Origin of the sequence: Pseudorhizobium banfieldiae (assembly GCF_000967425.1) — a bacterium.
GTDB lineage: Bacteria > Pseudomonadota > Alphaproteobacteria > Rhizobiales > Rhizobiaceae > Neorhizobium > Neorhizobium banfieldiae.
On sequence record NZ_FO082820.1, the window covers coordinates 2,566,149 to 2,581,675 of the forward strand.

At 62.7% G+C, this 15,527-nt stretch carries 15 protein-coding genes; 3 read left to right on the forward strand and 12 right to left on the reverse strand.

What is annotated here, in order from left to right; genetic code table 11:
- Positions 1 to 44: 44 nt before the first annotated feature.
- The 11 genes from NT26_RS12680 to ybgC all read right to left on the reverse strand — a co-directional run bounded on the left by NT26_RS12680 (position 45) and on the right by ybgC (position 12,206).
- On the reverse strand, positions 45 to 890 hold the full coding sequence (locus NT26_RS12680; RefSeq protein WP_052639160.1) for an outer membrane protein: 846 nt from the start codon (positions 888 to 890) through the stop codon (positions 45 to 47).
- Positions 891 to 1,067: 177 nt separating this feature from the next.
- Positions 1,068 to 2,423 carry a phosphoglucosamine mutase gene (gene glmM, locus NT26_RS12685; protein WP_052642155.1) on the reverse strand — a complete coding sequence of 452 codons (1,356 nt, stop codon included), beginning with the start codon at positions 2,421 to 2,423 and terminating at the stop codon, positions 1,068 to 1,070.
- A gap of 213 nt (positions 2,424 to 2,636) precedes the next feature.
- Complete coding sequence (gene ftsH, locus NT26_RS12690; RefSeq protein ID WP_052639161.1) at positions 2,637 to 4,571, reverse strand: ATP-dependent zinc metalloprotease FtsH; 1,935 nt, start codon at positions 4,569 to 4,571, stop codon at positions 2,637 to 2,639.
- Between the two features lie 99 nt (positions 4,572 to 4,670).
- The gene (tilS, locus tag NT26_RS12695) at positions 4,671 to 6,020 is read right to left on the reverse strand and encodes a tRNA lysidine(34) synthetase TilS (RefSeq protein ID WP_052639162.1); all 1,350 of its coding nucleotides are present in this window, start codon (positions 6,018 to 6,020) and stop codon (positions 4,671 to 4,673) included.
- Positions 6,014 to 6,988, reverse strand: coding sequence for a tol-pal system protein YbgF (ybgF, locus tag NT26_RS12700; protein ID WP_052639163.1), 975 nt, complete (start codon positions 6,986 to 6,988; stop codon positions 6,014 to 6,016). Before ybgF ends, tilS begins: the two co-directional genes overlap by 7 nt.
- Positions 6,989 to 7,164: 176 nt before the next feature.
- Complete coding sequence (gene pal / locus NT26_RS12705; RefSeq protein ID WP_052639200.1) at positions 7,165 to 7,701, reverse strand: peptidoglycan-associated lipoprotein Pal; 537 nt, start codon at positions 7,699 to 7,701, stop codon at positions 7,165 to 7,167.
- A 174-nt stretch (positions 7,702 to 7,875) separates the two neighbouring features.
- Positions 7,876 to 9,180 (reverse strand): Tol-Pal system beta propeller repeat protein TolB, encoded by a 1,305-nt coding sequence (gene tolB / locus NT26_RS12710; RefSeq protein WP_052639202.1) that lies wholly within the window; start codon positions 9,178 to 9,180, stop codon positions 7,876 to 7,878.
- 20 nt (positions 9,181 to 9,200) lie between these two features.
- Positions 9,201 to 10,322, reverse strand: coding sequence for a hypothetical protein (locus NT26_RS12715; RefSeq protein ID WP_052639204.1), 1,122 nt, complete (start codon positions 10,320 to 10,322; stop codon positions 9,201 to 9,203).
- Positions 10,323 to 10,331: 9 nt separating this feature from the next.
- Positions 10,332 to 10,784 (reverse strand): protein TolR, encoded by a 453-nt coding sequence (gene tolR, locus NT26_RS12720; RefSeq protein WP_052639206.1) that lies wholly within the window; start codon positions 10,782 to 10,784, stop codon positions 10,332 to 10,334.
- Between the two features lie 21 nt (positions 10,785 to 10,805).
- Positions 10,806 to 11,525, reverse strand: a complete 720-nt coding sequence (gene tolQ, locus NT26_RS12725) for a protein TolQ (protein ID WP_052639208.1) — start codon at positions 11,523 to 11,525, stop codon at positions 10,806 to 10,808.
- Between the two features lie 231 nt (positions 11,526 to 11,756).
- Entirely contained in the window at positions 11,757 to 12,206 is a 450-nt protein-coding gene (gene ybgC, locus NT26_RS12730; protein ID WP_052639210.1) for a tol-pal system-associated acyl-CoA thioesterase, read from the reverse strand.
- Between the two features lie 121 nt (positions 12,207 to 12,327).
- On the opposite strand from ybgC, the gene NT26_RS12735 reads away from it, so the two are divergent.
- Genes NT26_RS12735 through NT26_RS12745 form a run of 3 tightly spaced genes read left to right on the forward strand, consistent with a single transcriptional unit; the run spans position 12,328 to position 15,307 of the window.
- On the forward strand, positions 12,328 to 13,548 hold the full coding sequence (locus NT26_RS12735; protein ID WP_052639212.1) for an NAD-dependent epimerase/dehydratase family protein: 1,221 nt from the start codon (positions 12,328 to 12,330) through the stop codon (positions 13,546 to 13,548).
- Positions 13,548 to 14,405 carry a glycosyltransferase gene (locus NT26_RS12740; RefSeq protein WP_052639214.1) on the forward strand — a complete coding sequence of 286 codons (858 nt, stop codon included), beginning with the start codon at positions 13,548 to 13,550 and terminating at the stop codon, positions 14,403 to 14,405. Before NT26_RS12735 ends, NT26_RS12740 begins: the two co-directional genes overlap by 1 nt.
- Positions 14,402 to 15,307, forward strand: a complete 906-nt coding sequence (locus tag NT26_RS12745; RefSeq protein WP_052639217.1) for an NAD-dependent epimerase/dehydratase family protein — start codon at positions 14,402 to 14,404, stop codon at positions 15,305 to 15,307. Before NT26_RS12740 ends, NT26_RS12745 begins: the two co-directional genes overlap by 4 nt.
- On the opposite strand, the gene NT26_RS12750 is transcribed toward NT26_RS12745, so the two are convergent.
- Complete coding sequence (locus NT26_RS12750) at positions 15,294 to 15,509, reverse strand: hypervirulence associated TUDOR domain-containing protein (protein ID WP_052639219.1); 216 nt, start codon at positions 15,507 to 15,509, stop codon at positions 15,294 to 15,296. The genes NT26_RS12745 and NT26_RS12750 overlap by 14 nt on opposite strands.
- Between the last annotated feature and the right edge of the window lie 18 nt (positions 15,510 to 15,527).

The window sequence follows — 15,527 nt, forward strand, 5'->3', positions numbered from 1 at the left end:
GCGGGAATCCCGTGCGGCCTTTTGCATTCGGACAGATGTTTGCCTTACTTGTAGACGATCGGCTCCGGCGCCGGTTCATATGCGACCGGGGTGTCGCAGCCGCCGAAGACGTAGCGGGCGCCCACACGGGCCTCATGGCTGTAGAAGCCCTTGTCGTATCCGGGACCGCCTCTGTCGAGGTAGCCGAACATGTCGCCGCCGGCGATGTGACGGAAACGGTAACCGACGTCCGCCTTGAGGGCACAGGTGATATCGACGGTGGCACCAGCCATCAGCGCGTAGGTGAAGCGCCAGCTCTTCTCGCCGTCGTGATCGCCGCCGTAGCACCCGGGCTGATAGGGATCGTCGCAGATCCGATTCTTCAACTTGCCCCATTTGACATAGGTGCCGCCGATGCCGGCGCCTACATAAGGCGTGACATAGCCGTAGGTGCCGAGATCGACATAGGCATTCGCCATCAGCGAGTAGGCTTGCATGTAGGATTTGTCGGTGGACGAGCAGGCGACGAAGGGATTGCCTGCCCCGTCACCGCAAACCCCGCTCGTGCTGCCGCGGAAATCTGCCGAGGTGAGGTAGTCGAAGGTCACGTCCGTACGCAGATAGCTGTTGATCTGGTAGCCGACGCCACCGCCGATCAGGAAGCTGTCCTTCAGAGATGCGGTGTCGAAGTCGTTGAGGAGCTCGTTCGAGCCCTGATAGTATTTGGCACCGCGTATCTTGTTGAACGAATAGCCGACATCTCCCCGGAGATACCAGCCGCTGGCTTCCTGAACGGTGATCTCAGGCGCGTCCATGAACGGCATTGGTTCGGCGGGTTGGTAAAGGTCGGCGGAGTGGGCAAAACTCGCCGTCAGCAACAGCGCAGCCGCGCCGGGCAGGCTCCATTTCATGGCTTCATCTCCAAGCTCGCATCGTCATTGGCCGGCGACGCCATAACCAACGGGTTGATCCGCGATGGATAATGAAGAGGAAAGGTAAAGACCCGCTTAACTATACCGCTTTACCAAGAAGCAAATAGAAAAGCCGGCGCTGTGGCCGGCCTTTCCTTGGAGGGGACAACGGCTAACTCAGGCAGCCGCCGCCCGTACATTGGCAATGATGCCGACCAGTTCATTGACGATCCGTTCGATCTGGCTGCGATCGTCGCCTTCCGCCATGACGCGGATCAGCGGTTCGGTTCCCGATGGCCGGATCACGAGCCGACCCTTGCCTGCGAGCTCGGCTTCGGCATCCGCAATTGCCTGCTGGACGATCATATCTTCCAGAGGCTTGCCGCCTCCAAAGCGGACATTCTTCAGAAGCTGCGGCACGGGCTCGAAGCGGCGGCAGAGTTCGCTGACCGGCAGCCCCGTCCGCTTCACACGAGCGAGAATCTGCAGAGCGGCCACCAATCCGTCGCCCGTTGTGCCGAAATCGGACAGCACGATATGTCCGGACTGCTCGCCCCCGAGGTTGAAGTTGTGCGCACGCATGTGCTCGACGACATAGCGGTCGCCAACCTTCGTCCGCGCCAGCCCGAGCCCCTTGGAGGTGAGGTAGCGCTCCAGCCCGAGGTTCGACATGACGGTCGCGACGATCCCGCCGCCCTGGAGACGATCCTCGGCCAGCCAGCTTTCGGCGATGACTGCCATCAGCTGGTCCCCGTCGACCACCTCGCCCAGTTCGTCGACAATAATCACGCGGTCGGCGTCACCGTCGAGTGCGATGCCGATGTCGGCGCGAACCTCGTGAACCTTCTTCTGCAGTGCACCGGGGCTGGTGGAGCCGCAGTCGAGATTGATGTTCTGGCCATCCGGCTCGTCGCCCATCGTCACCACGTCGGCGCCGAGTTCCCAGAGGACGGCGGGCGCCACCTTGTAGGCAGCGCCGTTCGCACAGTCTATGGCGACCCGGAGACCCTGCAGCGTGGCATCGCGCGGCAGAGTCCGCTTCGCATGCTCGACGTAACGGTCGTGGACCCCGTCGACGCGCTTCGCGCGGCCGATGTCGCCGGCCTTTGCCAACTGCCCGGCAAGGTCCTGCTCGATCAGATCCTCGATCTGCATCTCGAGCTCGTCCGAAAGCTTGTAGCCGTCCGGACCGAAGAGCTTGATGCCGTTGTCCTGGTAAGGATTGTGCGAGGCAGAGATCATCACGCCGACATCGGCGCGCAGCGATCGAGTCAACATCGCCACTGCAGGTGTCGGGATCGGCCCGAGGATGAAGGCGTCAAGACCAGCGGCGGTAAAGCCTGCGACCATGGCGTTCTCGAGCATGTAGCCCGAAAGCCTGGTGTCCTTGCCGATCACCACACGGTGACGATGGCTGCCATTGCGGAAGATCTTCCCGACGGCGATCCCGACGCGCATCGCCAGGTCCGGGGTCATCGGAAATGCGTTGGAATGCCCTCGAATTCCATCGGTGCCAAAATAGCGGCGTGTCATGCATGCTCCTTCGTGCCGCGCCTCCATGGCGCGCTTCGCGGCATCTGCCGCGGCCAAACGGGGCTCATCCGTCCCTCAGGGGCTGCGGTCATGCCATATTTCACAGGTCCTGACACGTAAAATAGCGTCAAAGACCATTACATCCCGTTACCAACAGAAAAGAGCCGCCCAAAGGGACGGCTCTTTCCAGAGTTAATTTTGATGACCCGATAGCTAGTGGGGCTGCGGCTCCATTCCGCCTTCGGCTTCGCCGCCCTTGGGTTCGTCCTTCTTGGTCCCGGCAGTCGGGACAGCGGACCCGCGAGCCGGCGGAGCGTCGTCGCCGAGATCGCGGCTGGGCTTCTGCCCCTTGATCAACGCCTTGATCTCGTCGCCCGAGAGGGTCTCGTATTCGAGCAGCCCCTCGGCGATCGCGACGAACTCGTCATGATGGTCCGTGAGGATTCGACGGGCCTCGTTATAGGCCTCGTCGATCAGGCGTCGAACCTCGACATCGATCTTCTGTGCCGTTGCCTCGGAGACATTCTTCGACTGTGACACGGAGTGGCCGAGGAAGACCTCCTGCTGGTTCTCACCATAGGCGACCTGGCCGAGCACGTCGGAGAATCCCCACTGTGTGACCATCGCCCGTGCAAGCTTAGTGGCCTGCTCGATGTCGGAGGACGCGCCGGAAGTGATGTTCTCCTTGCCGAAGGTGAGTTCCTCGGCAACGCGTCCGCCCATCATGATGACCAGACGTGAGACCATCCACTTGTAGCTCATGGAATAACGGTCGCCTTCCGGCAACTGCATGACCATGCCGAGAGCCCGGCCCCGCGGAATGATCGTCGCCTTGTGCAGGGGATCCGCGACGGGCACCCGGAGCGCGGTGATGGCGTGACCTGCTTCATGATAGGCGGTGAGCTTCTTCTCCGCCTCGGTCATGGCCGAGGAACGGCGCTCCGCGCCCATCATGATCTTGTCCTTGGCGTCCTCGAATTCCTGCATGGTGACGAGCCGCTTGTTGCGACGCGCCGCCATCAGGGCTGCTTCGTTGACGAGGTTCATCAGGTCGGCACCGGAGAAACCGGGCGTACCGCGGGCAAGCACCTTGAGGTCGACATTTGGCGCCAGCGGCACGTTACGGACGTGAACCTTGAGAATACGCTCGCGCCCGACGATGTCCGGGTTCGGCACCACGACTTGGCGGTCGAAACGGCCGGGACGCAGCAGGGCGGGATCAAGGACGTCCGGACGGTTGGTGGCAGCGATAAGGATGATACCCTCGTTCGCCTCGAAGCCGTCCATCTCGACCAGCAGCTGGTTCAAGGTCTGCTCGCGCTCATCATTGCCGCCGCCGAGACCGGCGCCACGATGGCGGCCAACGGCGTCGATTTCGTCGATGAAGATGATGCAGGGCGCGTTCTTCTTGGCCTGCTCGAACATGTCACGGACACGGCTCGCGCCAACGCCGACGAACATCTCCACGAAATCCGAACCGGAAATGGTAAAGAACGGCACATTGGCCTCGCCGGCAACGGAGCGGGCCAGCAAGGTCTTGCCGGTACCGGGAGGACCAACCAGCAGAACGCCCCGGGGAATGCGGCCGCCGAGACGCTGGAACTTCTGCGGGTCACGCAGGAACTCGACGATTTCTTCGAGGTCCTGCTTGGCCTCGTCGACACCAGCGACGTCGTCAAAGGTCACGCGGCCATGCGCTTCCGTCAGCAGCTTCGCCTTAGACTTGCCGAACCCCATGGCGCCGCGGGAACCGCCCTGCATCTGTCGCATGAAGAACAGCCAGACGCCGAGGATCAGCAGCATCGGCAGGAGTGTTCCGAGATAGCTCAGGAAACCCGAGGAGCCGTCGCTCTCCGGCCGCGCCACGATGGTGACGTTCTTCGACTGGAGGCGCTCCATCAGCGAGTCGTCGATCACCGGAGAATAGGTCTGGAAGCCGGCGCCGTTCTCGACATAGGTCCCCATGACGCGATTGCCGGTGACCACGACCTCACGAACGCGACCGCTCTCCACATCACTGAGGAACTGCGAGTACGCGATCTCCCGAGAGCTCGTCTGTGACGGCGCCGTCTGGAACATGCTGAACAACGCGATCAGCAGAAGCGCTATGATCGCCCAGAGGGCGAAATTGCGAAAGTTTGGGTTCATCGAACTCCCCGGAAGTGAGAGGTGGCCTGAGAGCCGCCTGTGCTTGCGGCTAACATAGGGGTGCACCTAGCCCTTGCCAAGGCAAAGCGGCTGGACTGGTTATCTTTTCCGAACCGAATCCTCGATGGGAACGGGCGCAAAATCGTCGCAGCCCATCAGCTTTGCGAAGGCGCTCGCGACACTAAGGTCGAACTGCGGCAAAAAGCGGTCGAATGGGGCAAGCAGCGGCGTGCAGAAAAAGGCTTCCAGTGCCGTACCCACGGAACCTTCGGCAGGGTCGGGAGGCAACACCCCCGCTGCCCGCAGTGCGATCGAGGGTGGGACCTCCCCAAACAGTCCTGCGGCGCCTTCGGGGTTTCTCGCCGGAACCAGCGACAGCGGCTCAGCACCGCGATTAACGATCCGGAATCGGCCGTCCCAGACAGCTATCTCGCCGGCATTCAGCGTCAGCGAAGGAAGATTGCGGCTCTCGCGGCAAAGATAGAGCGCGGACCTGCGGCGGTCGATCAGCACCCGTCCTGCCGTCATCTTCCAGGGCGTGTAGAGCCGGCATGCGTCAACGAGCTTGTCGAGCGTGTGGCCCGCCGGTCCCTGCTCGCGTCCGCCGAGAACGGCAATCGACGTGGACAGGGCATAACGCAGAACGACCGGGTCCGCCGAAAGCCCCTCGACGGGTACCCGCATCAGCACCGAGTGCTGGACAGTGGCGTTGGTTAGAAGCCATTCGGCCGCAGAGTTGGCGATGTCCTGACGTCGGCGGGAGACGGCATCGATCTGGTCGAGCAGGACCGCTGGCTTCTCCGCCAGTGCAAGCCGCGTGCGGACCCGCTCAGAACGGCGGTCGGCGTTGGAAGGATCGTCGATCCAGTCCTGGTCTAATCTGTCCAGAAATACACGGATGTCTTCCCGGCGCGTCCGAAGGAACGGCCGCAACAGCCAGTGGCGGCGATGTAGAAGCACGGCCTCAGCCATGCCGGCAAGTCCGGGGGCATCGGGTTCGCTCGTCCGCCCCGCCCGCATCGTCACCGTCTCGATCTGATCGTCAAGCGTGTGGCCGGTGAGGATGGCGGTTGCGCGGACCTCATCCGCCGCTTCGCAGAGCAGGCGGTAGCGCGCCTCGCGGGCCGCGGCCGCAACACCGGTTGCGGGCTTGTCTCCGAGCCACCTCTTCGTCGCATGCGGGATGCCAAGTCCCTGGCAGATGCGGCTCACCTCAGCCGCCTCCTGCGCCGATGCCGCCCTCAGGCCGTGGTCGACGGTAACCGCAAGGAGGGTGATGCCTTCATGTGGATGGCGGGCCAGGGAGAGCAGGAGACCGAGTGAATCGCTCCCGCCGGACACGGCGACGAGGAGCCGGGCCGGCCTTGCCAGTCGCGCCAGCAGGCTGCGGATGGCTTCATCAGGCGAAATGGGTGGCTGGGTGCCGGTTTGCACGGCCGCGATCAGCAACCGAGACGCTTCTGCTCGGAAGAAACCTTGGAAAGGATGGCGCGAGGGGCCTTGGGATAGCGCTTCGTCACTTCCCGCAGGGTGGCACAGGCCGTCTCGCTATTGTCGAGGGCAGCAAGGGACATGCCGAGCTTCAACAGCATTTCGGGGGCCTTCGCTGATGTGCCGTAGGTCTGGTGGGCGTTCAGGAAGGTCTGCGCCGACTCGTTGTACTTGCCCTGCGAATACTGCGCCTCACCCAGCCAGAAGCTCGCATCTGCCGAGCGGGAGCCTTCCGGGAAACTGGCGAGATACTGCGTGAACTCCTGTTCAGCCAGTGCATAGTCGCCGGAGAGAATGTGATTGTAGGCAACCTGGTAGACATCGCTCTCGCTACCGAGCGACGCGGTCTGCTGGGGATCCTGCGCCTGCGGCAGGCCGGGTCCCGCGTCGACACCGGGGAGGCCAGCGGAGTTGTCTGTCTCGTTGCGGGTAACCGTCTTCGGGTTGCCGCTCTGGTCGAACTCGATCGAGCCGAGCACCGTTTCGCCGGGAGCGGCCCGCGAAGGTTCCGTTGCCGGCGGGGTCTCGATGATACGCGCTACGTCGTCAGCTGGCGACTCGGGGACCGCTTGCGGCGAGCCTGAAGCGGCGACGGCCGGTTTCCCGGCCGCTCCGTTTTCGCTTTTCTCGAGCTCCTGGAAGCGGAACTCATTGTCTTCCTGCGTCTTTCGCATCTGCTCCTGCATCTGCAGCAACTGGAAGCTCATTTCCTCGATCCGACCATTCAACTGCCGGATCTGTTCCTCCAGCTGCTGGACGCGGATGGATGCATCGCCGCTCTGCGCAAGGACCATCGGCTGTTCAGAGCCGCCTGGTTGCTGCGGGGCCTGTCTTTCCCCCGGCAGAAGTTCGGGCAATGAGAATGCCCCGGCAGGGCCGCCCGCCACCATCAGCCCCAGCATTGCTGCCAAGACAAGTTTCTTCATATCGTCCGTCCTGCTTTGATCTGCGCCCCTTTGGCGCGAGTGGAGATTTTGTCAATCCGCGCCAAAATGCAACTGAACTCTCAACCTTAATTGGAGCGAAGTTCGGCCAAACTATGAAAAAGTGAAAAGGCGGCCACCTGGACCGCCTTCACGAAATCGTTTGTCGTCGCGGACGACTACATTCCGGCGCCGCCGAGGACGGTTACTGCCCGGCGATTCTGCGACCAGCAGGAAATGTCGTCGCAGACCGCGACCGGCTTTTCCTTGCCGTAGGAGATCGTGCGCATCCGGTTGGCAGGAACGCCGCGGGAGGCAAGGTATTCCTTCGTGGCGGCGGCACGGCGCGCGCCGAGCGCCAGGTTGTATTCGCGGGTGCCGCGTTCGTCGGCATGGCCTTCGACCGTGATCGCGTAGTTCGGGTAGCGCTGCAGCCACTGTGCCTGCCGGTCAAGCGTCTGCTGCGCATCGGCACGGATGGAGGTGGAGTCAGTATCGAAGAAGATCCGATCACCGACATTGACGGTGAAGTCCTGGCTGGAGCCGGGCGTTGCGGCACCGGCGGCACCACCGAGGCCGAGATCCCCCGCATTGTTCGGAAGGTTCTTCTTGTTGGCACAGCCGGCAAGCGCGAGTGCCAGCGTCAGGGCAATGACGGCCGGGTTGCGAGCGAGTGTCTGCATGCGGCTCATCGCCGGGGTAACGGTGCGGCTCATAGCCGGTCTCTCCTTAGATCAACGTATCAGAGTTGCTGAACTCTAACTGGTCTCGGTTAACCCACCTGAAATGCATATGGTTAACAAACCGATTCGACGTCCCTTAAGTCGCTCCTTTTTCAGGAGAATGGGGCGGCAAAGAGGCAGCAACCTGCCTCTGTCCGCATTCCGCCATTATTCAAGCAGCGGCGACCATGCCGGGTCGGATGCATACGCCGGCGTCTTGATCTGCTGCTCGTTATAGCCGGTCAGGTCAATCGAATAGAGCTGCGGACCGCCTGCCCCGGCGTTCTGCCGGAAGAACATCAGCACGCGGCCATTCGGCGCCCAGGTCGGGCCCTCGTTGTGGAACCCGGTGGTGAGGATGCGTTCGCCCGAACCGTCCGGCTTCATGACACCGATCGAAAACTTGCCGCCGGACTGCTTCGTGAAGGCAATGAGGTCGCCACGAGGGGACCAGACCGGGGTGGAATAGGACCCGTCGCCGAAGGAGATGCGAGTCTGCCCAGAACCGTCGGCGCCCATCACGTAGAGCTGCTGGCGCCCGCCGCGGTCGCTTTCGAAGACGATGCGGCTGCCATCCGGCGAATAGGACGGCGAGGTGTCGATGGCTGCCGTGTTGGTGAGCCGCGTCGTGGTCCGCGAGCGCAGGTCCATGGTGTAGATGTTGGAGTTACCCTCCTGCTGGAGGCTCATGATGACCTTCTGGCCGTCGGGCGAGAAACGCGGCGCGAACGTCATGCCGGGGAAATTGCCCACGACTTCGCGCTGCCCGGTCTCAAGCTGCAGCAGGTAGACGCGCGGCTGGTCGCCCTCGAACGACATGTAGGTGACTTCCTGCCGGTTGGGGGAGAAACGCGGCGTCAGGACGATGTCCTTGCTGTTCGTCAGCTGGCGGACGTTGAAGCCGTCCTGATCCATGATGGCCAACTGCCGCTGGCGAGCGTTCTTCGGACCGCTTTCGGACACGAACACGACACGGGTGTCGAAATAGCCCTTCTCCCCGGTGATGCGCTCGTAGATCGCGTCGGCAATAATGTGGGCGACGCGACGCCAGTTCTCCGGCTGGGTGAAGAACTGCTGTCCGGTCATCTGCTGGCCGGCGAAGGTGTCCCAGAGACGGAATTCGGCACGAAGACGACCGTCGGCCTCACGGGTGACGCGGCCGGTTACGAGCGCCTGCGCGTTGATCACCTTCCAGTCCTCGAACCGCGGCTGCTGGTCCGGGTTGGAGATCTTCTCGATGAAGGCACTCTTGTTCACCGGCGCGAACAAGCCGGAGCGCTGAAGGTCGGCGGCGATCACCTGGCTGATCTGCGCGCCGAGCTCATTGCCCGACTGGAAGTCGGTGATCGCAATCGGCAGCGGCTCGACATTGCCCTTGTTGATATTGATCTCCACCAGCGCGTGAGCCGGGGCGAAGGACATCGCCATCCCGGCAAACGCGATCATCAGGCGGATGAAAGAACGTTTCATCATAGTGTTCAGCCTTTCAGCTTTTACAGCATTTCGCTGGGGTCGAAGTTCACGACAACCTCGCTCCAGGCATCGTATTTCTCGACAGGGAGGTTCTTGAACGGTGCCGAGCGCATGACGGCGCGAAGGGCGCTGCCTTCCAGCGTGCGCCGCGCCGTGTCGGAACCGCCGGTCGCCGAGACCTGGGGCCGGCCGACGATCTGGCCGCTTTCGTCGAGGCTCATCCTGACGGTGATGATGACGCCTTCGGCGCCCTCGATACCGGCAATGATCGACCAGTTGTTCTGGATCTGCCCACGCAGGGCGTCCATCTCGCTCTGGCTGAGTGTGGAGCCGCTGGTGGTTTTCTTGCCACCCAGCGAGGCCGTCTCCGTCGAGCGCTTGGCGCCGCCACCGGCGGCGTCCTGCTTGTTGAGGAGGGCGGCGATTTCATCGGCGTTGAAGTCGCTTTCCTTCGAAGAGGTCGACTTGGCGGTCTCCTGCTTCTTGTCCGCAACCTTCTTGTCTGTTGGCTTCTCGGCCGCCTTTGGTGTTTCCTGCTTTTTCTCGGCCGGCTTCTCAACGGGCTTCGCCTGTTCCTTCGGCGGCTCCGGTTTCGGCCGCGCAGCAGGCACCGGAACGGCGTCGGGCAGAGGCAGTTCCTCGGCGACGGCCTCTTCAGGCACCGGCTCGGGGGTCGGCTCAGGCTTCGGCTCGGGCGCGATCTCGGGCTTCGATTCGGGAAGTGCTGCGACCTCGGTCGGCTTCGGCGCCGTCTCTTCCGGCACGATCTCCTTGACCTGATTTGTCTCGTTCGTGGGGTTGGGCAGCGGCTTTTCGGTCTTCTCCGGCGCCGCGGCAACCTCCGTCTCGACCGGACGCTTCGCCGGTGTCGGCGGTGACTTCAGGTCGATATCGTTGTCGCCGGCGTTTTCGGCGTTCTCGACAATGTTCGGCTTGGTCGTCGGCACCGGCGCAGCTTTTTCTGCCATCGGCGCGTTCTTGTCGCCCTGCTGGATCTGGGTGATCGATTCCACCGGGATGATATCGACCGGCAGCGCCTCGACTTCGGCCACGTCGAACGACGCCGGGGACCCGAGCGACACGAGCGCCCAGCCCAGCACCAGCGAGTGCACTACCAGAGATGTCCCGAGACTTCCCTTCATCGCGACCTGTTACTGCTCCTGTTCCTGTAGGGTGACGAGCCCGAGATTCTTGAAGCCGGCAGCCGAAATGCGCGCCATCACCTTCATGACGACGCCGTAAGCCGCAGCGGTATCTCCGCGCACATAGATGCGCTCGTTGTATCCGGTAGTGGCAATGGCCTCGAGCTTCGGCACGACCTCGTCGAGGGCGATCGCGGTTTCCTGGAGATAGATCTCGCCCGCCGGATTGACGGAGACGGTGATCGGCTGCGTATCGGCGTTCATCGCCTTCGCCTGCGTTTCCGGCAGGTCAATCGGCACGCCGACCGTCATCATCGGTGCAGCGACCATGAAGATGATCAGGAGCACGAGCATGACGTCGACGAGAGGCGTAACGTTGATCTCGCTCACCAGGCCGTTCTTGCGTCCGCCGCGCCTTCTGCGCCCGCCGCTGCCACCCTTGGCTCCTACCGACATACCCATGGACGTGTCTCCTTCGGCCGCTTACTGAGCCGCAGCGCGGGGCTGCAGCTTCTCGTCGATCTGCCGCGACAGGATGGCCGAGAACTCGTCGGCAAAGCCTTCCATGCGACCGGTGAGCTTGCCAGCCTCGGCGGAGAACCTGTTGTAGGCGATGACAGCGGGGATAGCCGCCACGAGACCGATCGCCGTTGCGAGAAGCGCTTCGGCAATACCCGGCGCAACGACGGCGAGGTTGGTCGACTTTGAGCCGGCGATCGCCTGGAAAGAGGTCATGATGCCGACGACGGTACCGAAGAGGCCGATGAACGGCGCAGCCGATCCGATTGTCGCCAGCGAGCCGAGGCGGGACTCGTAGGTTTCGCTCTCGCGCGCCATGGTCACGTCCATGGCTCGGTCGATACGCATCTGCAGGCCGATCGGAGACCGCGCGCCGCGCTCGAAGCTCTTCTTCCACTCACGCATGGCGGCAACGAAGATGGCGGCAAGGCCGCCGTTCTGCCGTTCGGCGAGCGTGCGGTAGAGCTCTTCCAGAGATTGCCCCGACCAGAACACCTGCTCGAACTGGTCGAACTGGCGCTTCGCCTTGCTGTAGCTGACATACTTGTCGATGACGATCGCCCAGGTCCAGACCGAGGCTCCGATGAGACCGATCATGACCAGCTTGACGACGAAACCCGCCTGCATGAACAGCGCCCAGAGACTGACGTCGTGGGTCGCTGCCGCCAAACCTACCTCTTCCATCTATCCAATATCCCCGAATCCAAACGCCCGGCACGGGACCGGGCGGGTTCAAAAGCGCTCTCGCGAAAAACCATGGTCGCTGGTTGCGCTCTATCCCAAGGTGCCCTGAGCTTTCAGCATGGCTTCTCGCTTTCAAATTTGGTCAAAGGAAGGCGTGCGTTGCACAACTTCCTCGCGTTTCAGTAAGCGCTCATTATGGTTAAGGATCGGTTACCGGAGATCAATCGCGACCTAGTTCGATGACCGCAGAAACTTCTCAGCCACGCTTTCCGGCAACCGCCTCGGACGGCCATGCCGGTTGATCACCGCAATTACCACCTTCGCGGCGATCAACAATGTCTCGCCGCGGCGGATCTCCTGGCTGAGAACCATCTTGGCACCGCCAGCCTTTTCCGTCGTCGTCAGGATCGTCAGGGCATCGTCCATTCTCGCCGGCATCTTGAAGTCGATCTCCATCCGGTGAACGACGAAGACCAGCCCCTCCTCGTCCGCCGCGAGAAGATCGCTCTGCTGGCAGCCGAGGCATCGCAGATAGTCCGTCCGTCCCCGTTCCAGGAAATGCAGGTAGCGGGCATGGTAGACGAGCCCAGAGAAATCCGTGTCCTCATAGTAGACCCGCTGAACCAGCTGGTGCCCGGTCTTGGTCAACTGCCCCGAAAGAAGAAAAACCTCGTCTGTCATAGTCATGCCTTAGTGGATCGACGTGATGCCCCGATGGCCGCCGGGCCGTTGGGAGGTATTGTGTTCCTGTCACAAATCCGCCCTATCTGAAACCCGGACGGACAACCAGCGGAGTTGATTCATGAAGATTGCAGTGCTTGGTGGCGACGGTTTCGTCGGCTGGCCGACCTCCCTCCACCTTTCCGACGCGGGCCACGAAATCCACATCCTCGACAACCTGTCACGCCGCTGGATCGACACGGAACTGGGCGTTCAGTCGCTGACGCCGATGGATTCCATCCAGGAGCGGACGCGGGTCTGGCATGCGGAGACGGGACGGCGCATCCACTTCCACCTGATCGACCTCGCCAAGGACTACGAGCTGCTAAAAGGCTGGCTCGCCAGGCATCGGCCGGACGCCATCATCCACTTCGCCGAGCAGCGCGCCGCGCCCTACTCCATGAAGAGCGACCGCCACAAGAACTACACGGTCAACAATAACGTCAACGCCACGCACAACCTGCTGAACGCAATGGTGGAACTCGATCTCGACGCCCACCTCGTCCATCTCGGGACCATGGGCGTCTACGGCTATTCCACCGTCGGCGCGGCGATTCCCGAAGGTTACCTGCCGGTCGGCATTGAAACCATGGACGGCCGTACGGTCAGCCAGGAGATCCTTTACCCGAGCAATCCGGGCTCCATCTACCACATGACGAAATGCCTGGATCAGCAGCTCTTCGCCTTCTACGCCAAGAACGACGGCCTGAGGATCACCGACCTGCACCAGGGGATCGTCTGGGGCACTCATACCGAGCAGACGCGCCGCCATGCACAGCTCGTCAACCGCTTCGACTATGACGGCGACTACGGCACCGTGCTGAACCGCTTCCTCATCCAGGCAGCGATCGGCTATCCCCTGACGGTACACGGCACCGGCGGCCAGACCCGCGCCTTCATCCACATCCAGGATTCCGTCCGCTGCATCGAGATCGCCCTGAAGAACCCGCCCCAGGGCGGTGGCCGCGTCGAGATCTTCAACCAGATGACCGAGACCCATCGGGTGCGTGACCTCGCCGAGATGGTTGCACGGATGACCGGAGCGCAGATCGCTTGGCTGCCGAACCCCCGCAAGGAAGCCGCGGAAAACGACCTGGTGGTGAAGAACGAGAAGTTCCTGAACCTCGGGCTCGCGCCGACGACGCTCGGCGAAGGGCTGCTTGAAGAGATCGTCGACGTGGCGAAGAAGTTCGCCTATCGCGTCGACCGCTCCCGCGTCCCGGCCGTCTCCGCCTGGACCAGGGACATCGCCGCCAAGGTCGAGCACGATCCGGAGGGCAAGCGGCTGAAGTCGGTGTCCTGATGACCGGGCGACCTGGAGCGGAAACTCGCGCCGCCCCTCCCCCCGCTGGGCGGGCCTTCGTTACCCTGGTCACCAATGCCGACTACGCTCTCGGTGCGAAGGTGCTGGCGCAGTCGCTGCGTTTCACCGCCACGTCCGCAGACATCGTCATCCTGCATACCGGAGGCGTGGACGCAACCACGCTCGCGCCGCTGGAGGCTCTCGAATGCCGGCTTGTGGAGGTTGACCACCTGCCGCTGTCGGACGCGTTCAACGCCCGCCATGCCCGCAAAGCGGTCCATGGCGCAGCGCCCTTCGCCAAGGGCAGAAAGCCCGATTTCCATACGCCGCTCGACAACTTCTGCAAGCTGCGCCTCTGGCAGCTAGAGGAATACAACGCTTGTGTCTTCATCGATGCCGACGCACTTGTGCTGCGCAACATCGACAGGCTGTTTGATTATCCCGAATTCTCGGCAGCCCCGAATGTCTATGAGGGTCTTGCAGACTTCCACCGCCTGAACTCCGGCGTCTTCGTTGCCAAGCCTTCCGCTAAGACCTTCGGGCGAATGCTGGAGCGGCTGGATGAGCCGGACGCCTTCTGGCGGCGCACCGACCAGAGTTTCCTGGAGACCTTCTTCCCGGACTGGCACGGCCTGCCGGTCTTCATGAACATGCTGCAATATGTCTGGTTCAACCTGCCGGAACTGTGGGACTGGAACAGCATCTCGATCCTGCATTACCAGTACGAGAAGCCGTGGGAGGAGAACCATCCGAAGGCGGAGAGGCTCCGGCCGCTAATCGAGCTCTGGAACTTCGTCCACCGGAACGGAAAGCTCCCCGACCTGTCGACGCTCCCACGACCGGGATCAGCCGGATGAGGGTGCAGGTCTCCGGCGGCGCCGGCCTCGTCGGCCGCTATATCGTCAACGGGCTGCTGGGCGCGGGACATGAGGTCGTGGTGGGCGGCAGGACCGCGCCACCGCCGGACTGGTTTGTTAATCCGGTCCCGTTCGTGCCGCTGTCACTGGATCCCGATCTCGACCAGCGAGGCGCGTTTGCCGGCATTGATGCGTTCGTTCATGCCGCCTTCGACCATCTGCCCGGTCGATATCGTGGCGGCGAAGGTGGCGATCCGGAGCGCTTTCGCCGGCTCAACCTCCACGCCAGCACCCATCTTTTCGAGCAGGCCAAGGCAGCCGGGGTTCGGCGGACAATTTTTCTCTCCAGCCGTGCCGTCTATGACGGCATTCCCCCCGGCCAGAAACTCGACGAAAACGCGTTTCTCTCCCCGACGTCGCTCTACGGGCAGGTCAAGCTGGAGGCAGAACGGGCGCTGGCACGCCTCGAGGGGCCCGGTTTCGTCACCTCCAGCCTGCGCTTGACCGGCGTCTATGGCGAGCTTCGTCCGAACAAATGGGATGACCTGATTGCCGACTACCTCGCGGGAAGACCGGTCTTCCTGCGCGCCGGCAGCGAGGTGCACGGGCAAGACGTCGCGCAGGCGGTGCGCCTGATGATCGAATCCGACGCGAACCTCGTCCGCGGCGCCTTCAACATATCCGACATCGTCACCGATACCCGGACGATCCTTGAGCCGGTCCAGCGCATCGCTGGCTCCATTCACCCATTGCCGCGGGAAGCCGAGACCGCACAGGTCGCCGTAATGTCAACAGACCGAATCCGCAGCCTCGGCTGGGAGCCCGGCGGATTCGCGCTTCTTGCTGCGACGGCCGAAAAGCTCGCAAGGGGCCATCTCCGACCGAACGCTACCGCTTCTTGAGTTCCGACTGGCTCTTCAGCACCCGATCGCCGTCCTCCTGCTTGATCAGGAAGGCCGGCTCTTCCTCGTTCGCCTTGCGCTTCACCTTCGTGCCCTTGATGGTGCGCTCGACGTCGCTCGTAAACTTCTGATCCGCCTTGCCCTGGGCCTTGTTCGCACCCCACGTCCACTCGACGTCGTCGCCCTTGCTGATCTTCGCCATCTCGTTCTCCCTGTTCCG